The 16,311-nt window shown below is 35.9% G+C and carries 15 protein-coding genes; 13 read left to right on the top strand and 2 right to left on the bottom strand.

The features are described 5' to 3' along the window. Nucleotides 1–90: 90 nt before the first annotated feature. The 6 genes from KIM67_RS11335 to KIM67_RS11310 all read left to right on the top strand — a co-directional run bounded on the left by KIM67_RS11335 (nucleotide 91) and on the right by KIM67_RS11310 (nucleotide 5,203). Nucleotides 91–669, top strand: a complete 579-nt coding sequence (locus KIM67_RS11335; protein ID WP_213831442.1) for a Crp/Fnr family transcriptional regulator — start codon at nucleotides 91–93, stop codon at nucleotides 667–669. 76 nt (nucleotides 670–745) lie between these two features. Next, on the top strand, nucleotides 746–1,435 hold the full coding sequence (locus KIM67_RS11330; RefSeq protein ID WP_213831441.1) for a hypothetical protein: 690 nt from the start codon (nucleotides 746–748) through the stop codon (nucleotides 1,433–1,435). A gap of 14 nt (nucleotides 1,436–1,449) precedes the next feature. Next, on the top strand, nucleotides 1,450–1,863 hold the full coding sequence (locus KIM67_RS11325; protein ID WP_213831440.1) for a hypothetical protein: 414 nt from the start codon (nucleotides 1,450–1,452) through the stop codon (nucleotides 1,861–1,863). A gap of 21 nt (nucleotides 1,864–1,884) precedes the next feature. Further along, on the top strand, nucleotides 1,885–2,394 hold the full coding sequence (locus KIM67_RS11320; RefSeq protein ID WP_213831439.1) for a DUF6653 family protein: 510 nt from the start codon (nucleotides 1,885–1,887) through the stop codon (nucleotides 2,392–2,394). Nucleotides 2,395–2,562: 168 nt separating this feature from the next. After that, nucleotides 2,563–3,762 carry a serine hydrolase gene (locus tag KIM67_RS11315; protein ID WP_213831438.1) on the top strand — a complete coding sequence of 400 codons (1,200 nt, stop codon included), beginning with the start codon at nucleotides 2,563–2,565 and terminating at the stop codon, nucleotides 3,760–3,762. Nucleotides 3,763–3,928: 166 nt separating this feature from the next. Beyond that, nucleotides 3,929–5,203 (top strand): alpha/beta hydrolase-fold protein, encoded by a 1,275-nt coding sequence (locus KIM67_RS11310; RefSeq protein ID WP_213831437.1) that lies wholly within the window; start codon nucleotides 3,929–3,931, stop codon nucleotides 5,201–5,203. Nucleotides 5,204–5,379: 176 nt separating this feature from the next. On the opposite strand, the gene KIM67_RS11305 is transcribed toward KIM67_RS11310, so the two are convergent. After that, nucleotides 5,380–5,568, bottom strand: a complete 189-nt coding sequence (locus KIM67_RS11305) for a hypothetical protein (protein ID WP_213831436.1) — start codon at nucleotides 5,566–5,568, stop codon at nucleotides 5,380–5,382. 100 nt (nucleotides 5,569–5,668) lie between these two features. Between KIM67_RS11305 and KIM67_RS11300 the strand changes: the two genes are divergently transcribed. Beyond that, nucleotides 5,669–6,724, top strand: a complete 1,056-nt coding sequence (locus KIM67_RS11300; RefSeq protein WP_213831435.1) for a DUF2911 domain-containing protein — start codon at nucleotides 5,669–5,671, stop codon at nucleotides 6,722–6,724. Between the two features lie 44 nt (nucleotides 6,725–6,768). Here the strand turns inward: KIM67_RS11300 and KIM67_RS11295 are convergent, their stop codons facing one another. Next, nucleotides 6,769–7,620 carry a MurR/RpiR family transcriptional regulator gene (locus KIM67_RS11295; protein ID WP_213831434.1) on the bottom strand — a complete coding sequence of 284 codons (852 nt, stop codon included), beginning with the start codon at nucleotides 7,618–7,620 and terminating at the stop codon, nucleotides 6,769–6,771. A gap of 233 nt (nucleotides 7,621–7,853) precedes the next feature. On the opposite strand from KIM67_RS11295, the gene KIM67_RS11290 reads away from it, so the two are divergent. From KIM67_RS11290 to KIM67_RS11265, 6 genes are all read left to right on the top strand, one after another. Continuing rightward, entirely contained in the window at nucleotides 7,854–9,188 is a 1,335-nt protein-coding gene (locus tag KIM67_RS11290; protein ID WP_213831433.1) for a sodium-dependent transporter, read from the top strand. Between the two features lie 119 nt (nucleotides 9,189–9,307). Further along, nucleotides 9,308–10,507: an FAD-binding oxidoreductase gene (locus KIM67_RS11285; protein WP_213831432.1), complete on the top strand. Its 1,200-nt coding sequence runs from the start codon at nucleotides 9,308–9,310 to the stop codon at nucleotides 10,505–10,507. Between the two features lie 5 nt (nucleotides 10,508–10,512). Further along, a complete protein-coding gene (locus KIM67_RS11280) occupies nucleotides 10,513–10,887 on the top strand; it encodes a nuclear transport factor 2 family protein (RefSeq protein WP_213831431.1) in 375 nt (124 codons plus the stop codon). 18 nt (nucleotides 10,888–10,905) lie between these two features. After that, nucleotides 10,906–11,454: an RNA polymerase sigma factor gene (locus KIM67_RS11275; protein WP_213831430.1), complete on the top strand. Its 549-nt coding sequence runs from the start codon at nucleotides 10,906–10,908 to the stop codon at nucleotides 11,452–11,454. A gap of 119 nt (nucleotides 11,455–11,573) precedes the next feature. Continuing rightward, entirely contained in the window at nucleotides 11,574–12,749 is a 1,176-nt protein-coding gene (locus KIM67_RS11270; RefSeq protein WP_213831429.1) for a FecR family protein, read from the top strand. A 37-nt stretch (nucleotides 12,750–12,786) separates the two neighbouring features. Beyond that, nucleotides 12,787–16,305, top strand: a complete 3,519-nt coding sequence (locus tag KIM67_RS11265; RefSeq protein WP_213831428.1) for a TonB-dependent receptor — start codon at nucleotides 12,787–12,789, stop codon at nucleotides 16,303–16,305. The last annotated feature ends 6 nt before the right edge of the window (nucleotides 16,306–16,311 follow it).

The raw sequence follows: 16,311 nt of genomic DNA, 5'->3' as shown, positions 1-16,311 counted from the left end.
GAATTCTTCCCCCAAACGATGAACATTGATCATAATTTTATGAATTTAGCAACGTCCTAAAACAGGTAAGGCTACACACTCTATTTAAATATGGATAAAAAGAAAAAAGCGTTAATAAACTTCATCAAACAAATCATTCCGATAAATGGAACTGAAGCTGAAGAAATTGCCAATACATTTCACTTTACAAAAATTAAAAAGGACAATCTCTTTTTAAAAGAAAATGAAATAAGCGACGATTATTTTTATCTAGAAAAAGGATTAATGAGAGTTTTTCTTTATGATTTAGATGGGAATGAAATTACTATGGATATTTTCACAGAGAATAATATCGTTTTTGAAATTACCTCCTTTTTTAATAGAGTTAAATCTGAATCTAACATTCAAGCTTTAACCGATTGCATAGGTTATCGCATTTCTTATGAAGAACTTAATAAGCTGTTTCATGATAAACCGGCATTTAGAGATTTTGGAAGGGCTATTTTAGTAAAAGAGTTTATTGCTTCCAAGAAGAGAAATTATGCTATGATTAACCAAACTGCAGAACAACGCTACCAACATTTATTGACTTCAAGACCTGAAATACTAAAACACGTACCATTGAAGTTTATTGCCTCCTACTTAGGAGTGACCGATAGTACACTTAGCAGAATAAGAAAGAAGAAATAACACTTTCTTTTCTTGCCTTTTGTCAAGTAGAAACCATTTTTGACTGCCTAATTTTGAGTGTCAAAAAAACTTCATCATGGCAGAAATCTCGATTCTCACATCCTCCACAATTATTTTAACAACTCTCTTATCGCTTTGGCTATTGTCCATAGCCCTAAACAATAAAAAAGTAGTTTATGGCATTACCATTTGGATGATTATTGTAGGGGCATTGGGGGCTTCTGGATTTTACCAAAAAGTGGGAACAGTTCCACCCAGATTTGTTTTATTGCTTCCCCCTACTATTCTATTTGTTCTTTTACTATTTACCAATAAAAAAAGTAAAGGGTTTATGGATAATCTTAGTTTAAAATGGTTAACCATACTACACATTGTTCGCATCCCTGTAGAGATTGTTTTTTATTATGTCTTTTTGGCCGGGTTAATACCGGAATTGATGACTTTTAGCGGCTATAACTATGACATCATATCGGGGCTTACAGCTCCGATACTATATTATTTGGTATTCGTAAAGAAAATAGTAGGCCGAAAAGGACTGCTCATATGGAATTTTGTCTGCTTAGGCCTCTTGATCAATATACTGACTATTGCCACTTTAAGTGCTCAGACTCCTTTTCAGCAATTGGCATTTGAACAACCAAATATCGGGGTAGCATACTTTCCATTTGTATGGATTCCAGCGGTCATAGTCCCGATAGTTTTGTTTTCCCACTTAGTCAGCATTAGACAATTGATATCAAGAAAACAAAACATTAGCAATTTCTAAAAAACTAAATGACTATGTTAAAACTTGGTGGATATATAAATATATTAATTGCAATCGGGCATATTGTAGGGTTGATTTGGGCTGATCAAATGTTTGAAGTAACAGGAATTGGAAAGGAAATGAATGTACTTGCCCAGACCCATTCTTCATTACCATACTTACTGACCGTTTTTGTTTCAATCGTATTCTTCATTTTCGGGCTGTATGGGCTTTCAGCAGATAGGAAATTCAGAAAATTACCATTTTTAAAATTGGGAGTTTTTGTAATAGGTGGGATTTATATTCTTCGTGGACTTGGAGAATTGATAGTAGATACTATCCAAGAAACAAATTCATCTACGGAAATAGTTTATTCAATACTGGCATTGGCAATTGGACTACTATTTATAATTGGTGGACTAAAAAAATGGAAGTATAAGAAAGAATAATGAAGACATATTCATAAAATTATGACATTAGAAAGAAAACTAGCGAAAGCATTCAATTTAACACACGAAAATTGGATGAAACATGCAAACCCTTGGAGCGTATGGACAAGATATTCCGTTTTACCAATAATAATTCTTGCTTTTTGGAGTAGAATTTGGATTGGATGGTGGTGTTTAATTCCAGGAGTTTTATCCCTATTATGGATGTTTTTTAATCCGGTATTTTTTCCAAAACCTAAATCAACAAAAAATTGGGCTTCCAAAGCAGTTATGGGGGAACGTGTTTATCTCAACCGTGATAAAATTGAAATTCCTCAGATCCACAATAGCCCACTCCACAAAATATTGAATTCAATTTCTTCCATCGGAATGTTATTGGCAATATGGTCTACAGCAGAATATTCTATTTGGGGAGCAATTTTGGGAACCATAATGGCATACTTGGGTAAAAGTTGGTTTCTAGATAGAATGGTTTGGCTTTATGAGGATATGAAAGATACCAATGATGAGTATAAAAGTTGGGATTATTAAGTAAAAAATAAGCCTTTTTATAATTCACATATTTGATTTGCCATTTAATGGTTATCATTCCTTGAAATCAGATTCTGAAATCACACATTTTTAAATACAAATGAATGAAGATTGTAACGATACTAAAAAAAGTAAGTCCTTCATACATAACAACTAAACATAGTATGGATGAAGCTTTTTTTACAACTTTTTTTCTTGGCAATTTCCTTTAGTCTATCCGCTCAAAATTCTAATAACCAGATTGAAGAAAAATGGAAACAAGACATTTCCAAGGCAGCGATTAAAGAATTAAACAATAGCGGTACACCATCACTACAGATTGCCATTGGATACAAGGATAGTATCATATATGAAAAGGCCTTTGGTTTAGCGGATATAGAAAACAATGTTCTGGCTACTACTGAAACCAAATACAGAACTGCCTCTATTTCTAAGTGGTGGACAGCCACTGCTGCTATGATATTAGTTGATCAAGGGAAACTTGATCTTGACAAGCCCATACAAAACTACTGCCTATCCTTTCCTGAAAAATCATCACCGATCACGGCTCGTCAATTACTAACTCAAACCTCAGGAATTCGTGCGTATATAGAAATTGAAGAAGAACTTGCCAAAGCAACTAACTCACAAGATTCTCTACATATAGAAAACCGAAAGAGAATAGAATTACTGGGAAGTTACACCCATTATACTGACCTAGAGCCGTCTTTAGATAATTTTAAAGAAGACCCAATATTATTTGAACCGGGAACGGACTGGTCATACTCCTCTCACGCTTATCGCGTTTTAGGATGTGTTCTAGAAGGTGCTTCGGGAATGTCTTATCAATCATTGATAAAAGAGTTAGTATTTCGACCAACTGCTATGGAAAACACTACTGAAGACGATTCTTGGGCCATTATACCCAATCGTGCTTCGGGGTATCGTTTAGAAAGAGAAAAATCTGTTCGCAGGGCAGATATGCGGGATGTGAGCGAAAATTTACCCGCAGGAGGACACCTTACAACTGCCTCTGATTTAGTTCGGTTTGCACAAGCATTTAATGCAGGTAAGTTCTTTTCTTCAAAAACAATTACGTTAATGTCCACTCCTTATTTTGAAAATGCTGAGATACTCAAAACAGAACCTACATGGAGAGACGCTATCCCTTCCAAAGAAAAGTATGGCTACGGTGTTATGCGATTTTCTGACCCTGTAAACAAAAAACTTGGACATACTGGGAGACAATCAGGTGCCTCTTCAATTGTATTCGTAATCCCAGAAAAAGATATTACAATTTCTGTATTAACAAATTCCAAAGGATGGAGAGGGTACATTAGCTTTACACAAGCTATTGAAGACATCGTTATTAAAATTATCGATAATTGAATAAAAATAGGACTGAAATGAATATTAGGAAAGCAACAAAAACTGATTTTGACACGCTGAACGAGGCTTGGTCGACACCTATATTATGTACAAAAACCTGAAATAGAAATGAATAGAAAATTGCAGTTAACTTTGTCAGTCAAAAAAGAAAGTCAACATTATAACAATGAATTATAAACATATTTTTTGCATCATAGGATTGCTTAGTTTTCATAAGCTAATAATAGCGCAACAGGGAAAAGACAAATTATCAGTCAAAAAAAGTGAGTCTTTATGTTATGCGCAACAAGAGATAATTCATTCAAAAATTTTAAATGAGGAAAGAAAAGTCAATATTTTTCTTCCTGAAGGCTTTTACACAGAATCTTCACAACATACTTATCCAGTTCTTATACTTCTAGAAGACGAGTTTTTTCATATGGTATCGGGTGTCGTTAAACATCTAAGTTCAGTAGAAAGAATACCTGAAACTATCGTGGTAAGCATAATAGAAATGTCCTATATTCCAACCGTTTATACAAATGGAAGTACTTTTTGGCCAACCAAGCAGCTCTCTGATGAAAATCCAAAACCTTTTACGGAATATTTAAAGAACGAGCTTTTCCCATACCTAGAAAAAAATTACAGAGCAAACGATTTTAGCATGGTGATGGGGTTATCGCCAACATCAATATATGCATTACATTCTTTCATTAAAGAACCCGATTTGTTTGATGCTCACATAGCTATTGCTGCTGGAGATATTTTAGGAATGGGATATAAAGAAGGTGAACGTTTCATTGAGTTATTTGAAGATAAATTAAAGAACGATTCAAAAAGAAAAAGATATCTCTATGTTACATCATCAGATGCTGATGGCGGTGGTAATTCTCCTGAGATACAAGAAAACCTTGAAGAATTAGAAAGAAAACTTACGCCTTATATCTCGGACAATTTTAAGTTTATTTCTAAAATTTTTCCAAACGAAGGGCATTATGATGTGGCTTTACCTGCTTTTATAGAAGCATTGGAAATGATTTTTCCGAAAGAGAAGTGGTCTGCTCGATATCGTGATATTATCAAAGAAGAGGGAAATGCCATGGAAAACATTGATAATTATTTTAAAACGCTTTCGACAGAATATGGATTTAAAATACTTCCAAAAGCAGAGCGTTGGAATAGTGTAAATAGATTAAGCTGGATAGGACCAAACTTACTAAAGCAAGGCAATACTATTGAAGCCATTGAAGTTATTGAGCGCTGGGTTGAATATAGTCCAGAATCCGAACTCGCTCTAAAAGAACTTGCGAAAGCATACGAAGCAAATGGGAGACTTGATGAAGCACTTTCAATATTGAGAAAAGCGCATCAATTATCTTTAGAATTAAAAACAGAACAATTAGATAAATACGAGTCACAAATTAATCAGTTGGAAAGGAAAATCGCTAAAAAGAAAAACTAAGAAGACAAGGTAACTACATCAACTTTTGGGTTATATAAAGTATATTTTGTTTGATATTTTTTAAAATATACTATACTTGTTCCTAGTTCTTCTAATACCGATTTTGTGATTGTTTAAATTGATTTCGTAACAAGTGAGGGTGTGAAAACGTGACAAAAAGATTAACCAATCATTTCTTAAAAAGTCAATTTATCTCCTTCTTTTGGAACAACTATATTTTTTTCTAAGTTATTATCATCTATATATTGCAATAAATCACTCTTTGTTAAACTGCAACGATTGATAGCACCCATATGAATTGCAATAATTTTTGTTTTAGGTAAAAGTTGTGCAATTTCTTTTAATTCATTTATTGTTAATGTCATGGTAACCTTTAAAATAAATATTTCATTTTCAATTCGTTAAGTCCAAACTTACTGACTTCGTTTTTTTTCAATACATTCAAACATTATTTAAAAAAACAAAATGAACAGTTCTAACCTAAACCTATCGCTCTTAGCTTTTATTTTATTATATATTCCAGTAAGTGCACAACACTTTAATATTCATAATCCTATTACTTTACCAGATAAAAGCCAGCAATCCAGTATTTCACAACGTATAGGATACACAGACATTACCATTGATTATCATAGCCCTGGAACAAGAGGCAGGGTAATATGGGGAAGTATGGTTCCTTATGGCAAAGTATGGCGGGCAGGAGCCAATGAGAATACAAAATTCACAATTACTGATGATGTCCAAATTGAAGGACAAAAACTGCCTGCTGGCAGTTATGGCCTTCACCTTTTTCCAGAAGAGAATCAATGGACGTTTATTTTTTCAAAGAATTATACCTCCTGGGGAAGTTATTTTTACGAAGAGGATGAAGATGTATTACGCATAACCGTGCCTGTCCAAAATAATATACAGATTAGGGAGTGGTTAAGTTTTGATTTCAATAAGCGAGAACGTGATACAGCTTCAATGGTGTTAAGTTGGGCGGACAAAAAGGCTGAACTAAACATTACATTGAACATTGATGAGATAGCATTGGAGAACATTCGAAAACAACTACGTTCAGATGCATATTGGGAGTGGTTTAGTTGGTGCCAAGCTGCGGATTACTGTGCTGAGTACAAGATAAACACGAAAGAGGCCCTTGAATGGGTAAATAAGTCGATTGGGTTTCAAGAAAAATTTTCCAATTGGGATGTCAAAGCAAAATTATTAAAACAACTGGGCCGTCAAAAAGAAGCTGAGGAAGCAATACAAAGGGCAATTGAAGTTGGTAGTGACGTCTATCTTGAACGCTATGGACGTAGACTTTTAAGGGAGAAAGACTTTGAACAAGCTGAATATGTTTTTAAAAAAGCCATAAAGAAAAATGAAACGTATTGGAGAGCACATTATAATAGAGGAAATGCCCTTAAAGAACTTAATAGAAATAAGGAGGCTAAAAAATCTTATGACATTGCTCTCAAATACGCTCCAGCTGATAGAAAAAGTCAAATAGAGAGTAGCATTGAGTCTATTCAATAATTAAACTTTTTCAAAAAAACGATAAGAACATAATTTCTAAGTCACTATATTTTGTAAACATTGTCTTTTTCGGACATTGCCCTAAAAAATTTAAACCGTGCGACTGTCTCAGGTTTTAAAATGTTCGCAATACTGTAAAAAATAGCATTTACGATACAATATGCCCCCACCATACTACCAAAATAAAAACTGTTGGAACTGTTAATGGTAATATGATAATCGCTGTATTGGATCAAAGGAGATAAATCACTGTCCACAATAGAGATCGTAGTTGATTTTTTATCCAATTTTGCAGCTTTTAACGCTTTAATAGTTTGGTTTTGACATTTATCCAAGCAAATGGCCAAGACAACATCTTCTTTTGAGAAATGGGACATGTTCAAGAAAAGTTCTCCATGATATTCTGTACTGGCATGTATCTGTGGAACAGCTGATCTACATATTCGCTCCATATAATTGGCTACCAAACCTATATGCCCCAACCCGATAATATATGTTTGCCTAGAGGCGATTATGGCATTGGCTATTTTTTCAACTACTTCAAAGTCAATAGCATCATACGTCTTTTGCAGCATCATTATGTCTCCCAATATAGCATCTTGCGCTACCTTTTGTGGGTTGGAATGCGCACGAACTTCTTTAATCATTCCACTAAAAACCGAATCTACCCTTGTCAGTTGAACCTCATCCTTTAAAAGTTCCTTTAGTTCATAAAAACCATTCAACCCTATGGCTTTGCAAGCTTTCACTATGGTTGCGGGATTAACACCCAACTTGTCCCCCAACTCTTCCATTCTCATCAACACTACCTTATCTGGATAATCCAAGGTATATTGGATAATCAACCTTCTCTTTTTTGAAAGTTTGGATAAGTCAATACCGTTTATCGTTTTCATAAGCTACAATAACAAAAATATACAAAATACAGGGCCAAAAACCATAATAAATAAACACTATTAATATTGCTTTTTACAAAATAACGATTTTAATATTGCATTTATGATAATTTTTCTTAAATTGTGTTAAATCCCAATTCATTTTATCAATTAAGACTTCAAAAATATTGGAGTTCCTACGATGTTATTTAATTCATTAACGAAGTGCATACTTCTAAATCATCCTTTAGAAAATGTCAAAAAATCGATGGAGCAGTAAGTTTTCGTTTATTATCACAACCTCTGCATTTGCAATAGGGTTGGGAAATATATGGCGATTTCCTTACGTAGCTGGTGAAGGAGGAGGCGCTGCTTTCATATTGGTTTATATCGTCTTAATGTTTCTAATTGGTATTCCCATTTTGACCATAGAAATAGCCTTGGGCCGTATGTCAAACACCACAATACTTCTTGGTTTTGGAAAAATGGCCAAAAAAACCAATTGGAATGGTATCGGTTGGTTAGGTACGGTGTCCTGTATATTAATCATGGGGTTCTACATTATGATTATGGCATGGATAGCAATTTATCTTTGGGAATGTCTTTCAGGAGGGATTTCAAGATTACCAGTCTCAGAAATTACAGGACATTTTGATGTCGTTGCTTCAAACTTACCCATGGTCATTACCGTAATCTTGGCCATTATGCTTGCCGTATTTTTTGTAGTACGCCAAGGTCTAAAAAATGGGTTGGAACGCTACGCTAAGGTAATGATGTTCGGATTAATCATTCTTATGATAAGTTTATGTATTTGGGCCGCTACTTTAGATGGTGCTTCAGAAGGGTATCATTGGCTTTTGTCTCCCGACTTCTCCAAGATTAATTTTAAAATAATAATGAATGCACTAGGGCAGCTTTTCTTTTCGGTGGGAGTTGGCATGGCCGTTGCATTTGCTTTTGGCAGTTATGCCCATAAGAATGAAAACATCATAAACAGCACTACATGGATTGTTTTGGCAGATACTTTTTTTGCATTCCTTGCAGGGCTTATGCTATTCCCCGCCATTTTTAGTTTCAATCTCCAACCCGATTCAGGACCAAATTTAATTTTTGTTACGATGGCTACCGTTTTCAACCAGTTGGAACATGGTTGGGCAATAGGCACCTTATTCTTTCTACTACTTTTTTTAGCAGGATTTACTTCTCTTATTTCTTGTATACAGGGCTTAAAAGATACCTTCAAAGACAAATACAACTTATCCGATGCAATTGCTTTGTTGTTAGTTATTGGCTGTATAATAGGTATAGCAATACTAGCGGTTTTCTCATATTCAGATAATCCATTACTACTATTTGGAAAAACAGTTTTTGAAACTTTGGATTATACCACGAGCACCATATTGCTGCCCTTAAGCGGACTACTTACAGCTGTATTTGCAGGGCATATTATTGGTTTTGATAAACTCAGGTCACATCTTATAACAGGAATGAAAACAGTAAAAATCGGAGCATATTGGAAGGTTATCCTATTATGGGTATTGCCCTTGGCATTGCTTATTATCTTGATAAATGGTCTTTTGAACACTTAAGTAGATTATGAAAAAAGAATCAAGAAAAAAACAAACAGCACCATTTCAATCCCCAGAGGACAAAACAATCTATCTATTTACGAATTGGTGGAAAACAAATACTAAAGCAAAAAAGACCTATGAAAAAGTATGATGTTCTTGTGATTGGCGGTGGAATCTATGGCGTTACCGCAGCTGTGGAATTAGCGAAGCGAAAACATAGTGTCGGGTTGATCAATCCTGATACCATTCCCCACCACTTGGCGGCATCGACAGATGTGACCAAAGCTGTCCGAATGGAATATGGTTCGGATATGGAATACTTTAAGATGGTTGAAATGTCAATAGATAAATGGCATGAATGGAATGATTTTTTTAATGAACAAATGTATCACGAGGTTGGTTTTTTAATGCTCTGCAAGGACAGCATTGAAAGTGAAAAACACACATTTGAAAAACACAGTTATCAAAATTTATTGGATGCCGGTTACAAACCAGATCGCCTAAATGCAGAAAGTATCAAAAAACGTTTTCCAGCAGTAAATACATCAGAATATATAGACGCAAATTTTAATAAAAAAGCTGGATATGTAGATTCTGCATTAACAGTTAAAACCTTGGCTAACTATGCACGGTCCATAGGAGTCGATATTCATGAAGGACAAACTGCCAATGGCTTTGAAATTGAAAATGGGGCGTTGACTGCTGTAAAAACAAAAGAGGGGCATACCTTTCAATGCGGCCATGCACTTGTGGCTGCGGGAGCCCACACACCACTGTTACTTCCAGAACTACAGCCTTACATGAAATCTACAGGGCATCCCGTATTCTGGCTCAGGCCTAAAAACCGAAATAATTTTATTCCTCCAAAATTCTCTGTATTCACTGCTGATATTTCCAATTCTGGATGGTACGGTTTTCCATTTTTGCCAAAACAGGGCATCGTAAAGATTGCGAAACATTCTAACGGTACCGCAGTGCATCCTGAAAACGATGATCGGCAAATCACTGATGCAGAAGCGGCAGAGATGCGATCTTTTGTGAAAATGACATTTCCAGAGTTAATAGATGCCCCACTGGTCTTTAGCAGGAGGTGTCTTTACATAGATACTTTGGATGGACATTTTTGGATAGACAACCATCCTGAAATCAAAGGGTTATCCGTCAGTACCGGAGGCAGTGGACATGGACTTAAAATGGCTCCAATATTGGGAGCTATGGCCGCAGATATCGTAGAAGGCAAATCCCATCTGTTTTCCAAAAGATATAGATGGAGGCATCTCTCGGGCAGCACAAGTCAGGTGGAAGAAGCTAGGTATGTGATTAACAGAAAACTATAACGTACATGAAAGCAGGGAAAATTATACACAGGTTCATGGCCGCATACAATGAGAGAGATTTGGAAAAGTTTATTGGGTTTATGCATCCTGAGTTTACATCCTGCTTATTTGAATCGCAACACTGCTTATGTTCAGATATCGAAGATGCCAGAAAAGTATACCGTAAAAGGTTTAAGGAAAACAAAGAACTTTTTGTGACTACCCTAAATAGAATGGTCAATGACAATGTGGTTGTTGAATCACAGGTTATTGAAGGATTTGACAAGGGCAAGACCATACATGCAATTGCAATTTTCGAACTTCAAAATGATAAGGTAAAGCGAGCGTCATTTGTCAGGAGGGAAATTCATACTTCTGAAAGCCTTTCGGTTTTGATGTAATCTATTAAGAACAGAGACATGGAAAAGAACAAGTACTGTAATAAAGAAATATTGTTAGGAGATTTAAAAAATGGGGTTATGCCGGCTTTCACCCATGTTTTTAACTGTTACTTTAATGAATTGAATAGTTATATCGCCGTTATCTGCGGTAATCAAATTTTGGCACAAGAAATCGTACAGCAAACTTTTGTTAAGTTTTGGGACAAGCGTAAAAAACTGGTGGTTAAAGACAATATAAAGCGATACCTGTTTAAAATGGCATATAACCTCTATAAAGATCTGCAAAAACAAAATACTAAAGAACTAACGGTCATAAAAGAACTACAATACGCATCAATGATGAATCTTGTGGAAAAAGACCCCGAAGAGACAGAACGAAAACTTAAGCTCCTGAATGAAGAGATAGAAAAGCTACCAAAAAAATGTAAAACTGTTTTTTTACTTGCAAAAAAAGGAGGCTTGGAATATAAAGAAATTGCGTTCCAATTGAACATTTCGGTAAAAACGGTTGAAGTGCATATTTCTAAAGCAATGCTCCGCCTAAAGAATACACTTAATCAGCATTAGTACTTTTCCTTCATTTTATTAAATTTTTACGATTTATTCAACATTTATCCAAAAAATAAGAATAAAAAGTAAGGGTTACTATTTTTTTTTGAGTCTACTCTTAAGAAAATGCTAAATAGTTGAAGAATCACAGCAATATAGATACTGTCATTTCCAAGTTTCTTGATGACCAAGCTACAGAAGATGAGAAAATATTTCTCGTAGAATGGATAAAAGATCCCGAAAACAAATCTTATTTAGAAGATTATATAAAAACTGAAATCTGGATCAAATACAGTTTTAACTCATCAGTAATTGAGAAACAGCTTTCAGTTTTATCAATCGTCACAGAACCAAAAAGAAAAAAGGCTCGTTCAAGTTTTGTAAAATATGCTGTCATTTATATTGGGGTTTTGACTTCTGCTACGTTGATATATTTTTCCCAGAATCATGTGAACGATCAAATAATGGATGAATCCATGATCACACTTGAAATAAATGATGGTGTGTCAAGATTCTTTTCCCTTGAAAATCAGGAAGGTCTCAATTTGAAAGATAATTCCATAGTTTTTGAAAGCAACCTATTACTAAAATATGAGTCTTACCTCAATAACAATCAAAAATCGAGCATTCATGAATATCACACCCTCCATGTTCCTTATGGGAAAACTTTTAAAGTTCAATTTTCAGATGGGTCACTCGTACATATAAATTCTGGCTCAAAGCTAACCTATCCCAAAAGTTTTAACGAATTCAATTTGAGAGAAGTAACCCTTGAAGGTGAGGCATATTTTAAAGTCTCAAAATCCGATATCCCTTTTCAAGTTAACGTTGATGGCATATCTACCACGGTCTTGGGAACAGAATTTAATATTTCAGCATACAAAAACGACACGCTAAAAGAGGTAATACTGGTTGAAGGATCGGTTCAGGTATCTGAAAACGATTCTAAAGAGCGTTATATGCCGTCCATTATGGTTCCCAATCAAAGAGCAACAAAGCAAAACCAAAGTACAGGATTAGTAATTGATCAAGTTGATATCAAAAATCATATTGCTTGGATGGAAGGTATCCTAGTGTTCGAAAAAGAGAACATAAATGCTATTATAAAGAAATTAGAACGTCGCTTCAATATTACTATTAGGAACAATTATAAAAAACTAAATGCCTTAAGCTATAGCGGACGATTCAAGAACGAAAATATAAATGACATATTAAAAACTATGCAAGCGCATACCAACTTTTCATATATAGTGGAAGGAAAGACATTGACAATCAATAATCCTAACAATAAAAGGCCTATGGAGCAACATTAGAGTTTTTTGAAACGAATACTAACTTAAACTGACATCAATGAAAAATTATTTATCAATTACCAAAATCAACTGGTCGGTCAAAGTATTTTTGCTTTGTACCGCCATGCTCTGTTTTACAAATGCAAAGGCAGCTACGTGCGAACAAGATGACATGGTCACTGCCAGTTTTAACAATGTAGAGTTAAAAAAAGTCTTTGACGAAATAGCCAAAAAAAGTGGTTATAATTTCTTCTACGAAGCTTCGGAAATCAACATCGATAGGAAAGTCTCCATAAGTGTAGCAAGCACTTGTATCGATGATTTCCTGAAAGAATTGTTTGCAGATATGGATGTAAACCACCAAATCGTGGCCAAACAAATTGTAATTAAATCAAGAGAGGTCAAAAAAGAAATTCCGAAGGACAATAAGACAAAGAATAACGAAATTGAGCTACTACAAACCACAATAGCCGGTACTGTTCTTGACAATAATGGAGTTCCGTTGTTAGGAGCTACCATTGGGGTCAAAGGCACCAATGTGGGTGCTATTACCGATTTTGATGGAAACTTTGGACTAATCGTTCCTGAAGGCGGCACAACTTTAGTAGCCTCCTACATAGGTTTTAGAACAAAAGAAATTGCAATTGGCAACAACACTTCCTTTACGATAACTTTAGAACAGGATGCTGCCAAATTAGATGAAGTCATTGTAGTTGGGTATGGTACTTTGGCAAAAAAGAGAGTTACAGGGTCAGTAATCTCTATTGACTCGGAGTCGATAGTCGAGGTACCGGCGTTAACACCAGAGGCAGCAATAATAGGCCAAGTAGCCGGTGTTCAGGTCCAAGAAGTATCAGGGGAACCAGGGGCGGCACCGAATATCAGGGTTAGAGGTTCTGGTTCCATATCGGCAGGTAATGATCCATTATTTGTTATCGATGGTATACCTATATCAAGAAATTTAACTACCTCCACTATTGGCGGCGTATCAAGAAGGCGTGCAAGTTTTCAACCACCACCGGTAAACCCATTGGCCACATTGAACCCAAACGATATTGAATCCATACAAGTACTAAAAGATGCCTCTGCAGCTGCAATCTACGGTTCACGGGGTGGAAACGGAGTACTTTTAATTACCACAAAAAAGGGCTCCACTTCGGATAAAGGAAAATTTTCTTTCGACTCTTTTTTTAGTCTTCAAACTGTTGCTAACAAGATTGATTTAATGAATGCAGAAGAGTTGATTGATTTTACCAGGGATGCCAGAAACAACAACTACCTTTCGTCCGTAGAAGGAGCTTCAATCAACGACCCAATTGGTAATGGCGATAGAGGAGATGTCAACTTTGAAATGCCAGAATCCTTTATCAATTGGGATGGAACGGATACCGATTGGCAAGATTTAATTTTCAAAACAGGTATAACCCAAAGTTATAATTTCTCCTATTCCTCACCGATTCAAAACAAGACCAGCTTTTTTGCTTCGGCCAGTTATTTTACCCAAGAAGGGATTTTAGATAAATCAAACTTTGACAGGTATAACCTATTGCTAAATCTGAATTCGCAGGTGACGGATAAACTAAATCTTGATTTAAGAATAGCACCAACAATCACTGAAAACCAAAGAGTACCAGCGTCGGCACCGTACTTTGCAAGACCTCCAGGTATTGTTTATTCCGCATTGGTACATTCTCCAACTGTAGCTCCATTCAATCCAGACGGTACGGTCAATCAGTTGAACAACCAATCCTATTTGGGCGGTGGTACCACAACGGCAAGTAATCCTTTGGCCATTACAAATGCAATAGATGATGAGATATTTCAATTTCAGACCAGAGCTTCATTGGCTTTATCTTATGAAATTTTACCAGAACTCACTTTTAGGACATTTGGAGGCACTTACATAAACTTGTTCAACCAAGACTTTTTTAGAAACAACACGCTTTTGTACAGAAATGCAACTGAGGGGGAGTCTTATGCCCAGGCAACATCATCCACTGAGGTAAATTGGGTATGGGAGAATACGTTAAATTGGGAGAAAGAATTTGGTGATCACTTTTTTAATGCGGTTTTGGGATATACAGCACAAAAAGACAACATAACCATTAAGGAGGTCTTGGCAGATAACTTTCCGGACGATTTGGTGCCTACTATAAGTGGAGGACAGGTTTTTGCAGGCAACGCCATTAAAGAACAATGGACTTTGGCTTCTGCATTGTTTAGAATGAACTATAGTTTCAAGGATAAGTACTTGTTTACAGGAACGATCCGTTCAGATAAATCATCACGATTTGGCACCAATAACCAAACAGGGTATTTCCCCTCTTTTTCTGCAGGATGGCGTTTAAACGAAGAAGACTTCCTCCAATCGATAGAAGCAATTTCTGAGCTTAAGCTAAGATTTAGCTGGGGAGAAACCGGTAATTTCGAAATACCGAACTATGGAGCAATAGGATTGCTCTCTCCAGATAATTATAATCTTGGCGGAAATGAAATCAATGGATTAATACAATCCACTATTCCCAATCCAGAATTGACATGGGAAAGATCCCAGCAAACGAACATTGGTCTTGAACTGGGGTTATTGGACAATAGAATATTTCTGTTGGCAGACTACTACACCACAAAAACGTCCGACTTGTTGTTGAATGTAAGTATTTCTTCTGTTTCAGGTTTTCAAACCACATTACAGAATCTAGGGGAGGTTGAAAACAGTGGTTTTGAAATAGCATTGCGAACTAAAAACTTTGTGGGTGATTTTTCTTGGGATACGGAGTTTAATCTTTCGACCAATAAAAATGAAGTGCTATCACTTAACGAAAATAACGAACCTATTTTCTCTGCAGGTAGTGCGGGAGTAAGGCATGTTACCCGTGTAGGCGACCCAATTGGCAGCTATTTTGGTTATGTGGTGGATGGTGTTTACCAAAACCAAGCAGAGATTGATGCAGCACCTGTGGACACACAAGCACCTGATCCATCTCCAGGTGATTTCAGGTTTAAAGATGTAGATGGCGATGGCGAAATAACTCCGGACGATAGAACCGTTACCGGGAGTTACTTTCCAGATATTACCTGGGGGATCAACAATAGGCTAAGCTTTAAGGGAATCGATTTTAGCTTTTTGATTCAAGGCGTTGAAGGCAACGAGATTTTGAACCTCACATCAAGACACTTAAAGAATGGAGAGGCAAACTTCAATTCGTATGCCGTGTTCAACAATAGATGGAGATCAGAATCAGACCCTGGTAATGGAAATATACCAAGAGCGGACAGACAAACAGGAAACCATGGCAACAACAATAGACCCTCTTCTTTTCAAGTTGAGGATGGTTCCTTTATTCGATTACGAAATGTAACGCTAGGGTATTCAGTACCTACTGATAAACTTTTTGGGAATAGTATAGATCGCTTAAGATTCTATGTTACAGCTACCAATCTGTTCACTATTACAGATTACTTGGGATATAATCCAGAGGTCAGTAATATTTCTAACAATAGTTTAACTCCAGGGGAGGATTATGGGGCTTATCCTTTGACCAAGTCAATCACAATGGGCGTCAACCTAACCTTTTAATTAAAA

Origin of the sequence: Flagellimonas sp. 389, assembly GCF_018449435.1 — a bacterium.
Lineage (GTDB): Bacteria > Bacteroidota > Bacteroidia > Flavobacteriales > Flavobacteriaceae > Flagellimonas.
The sequence above is the reverse complement of the archived record's forward strand: the minus strand, read 5'-3'. Positions and strand labels throughout refer to the sequence as shown.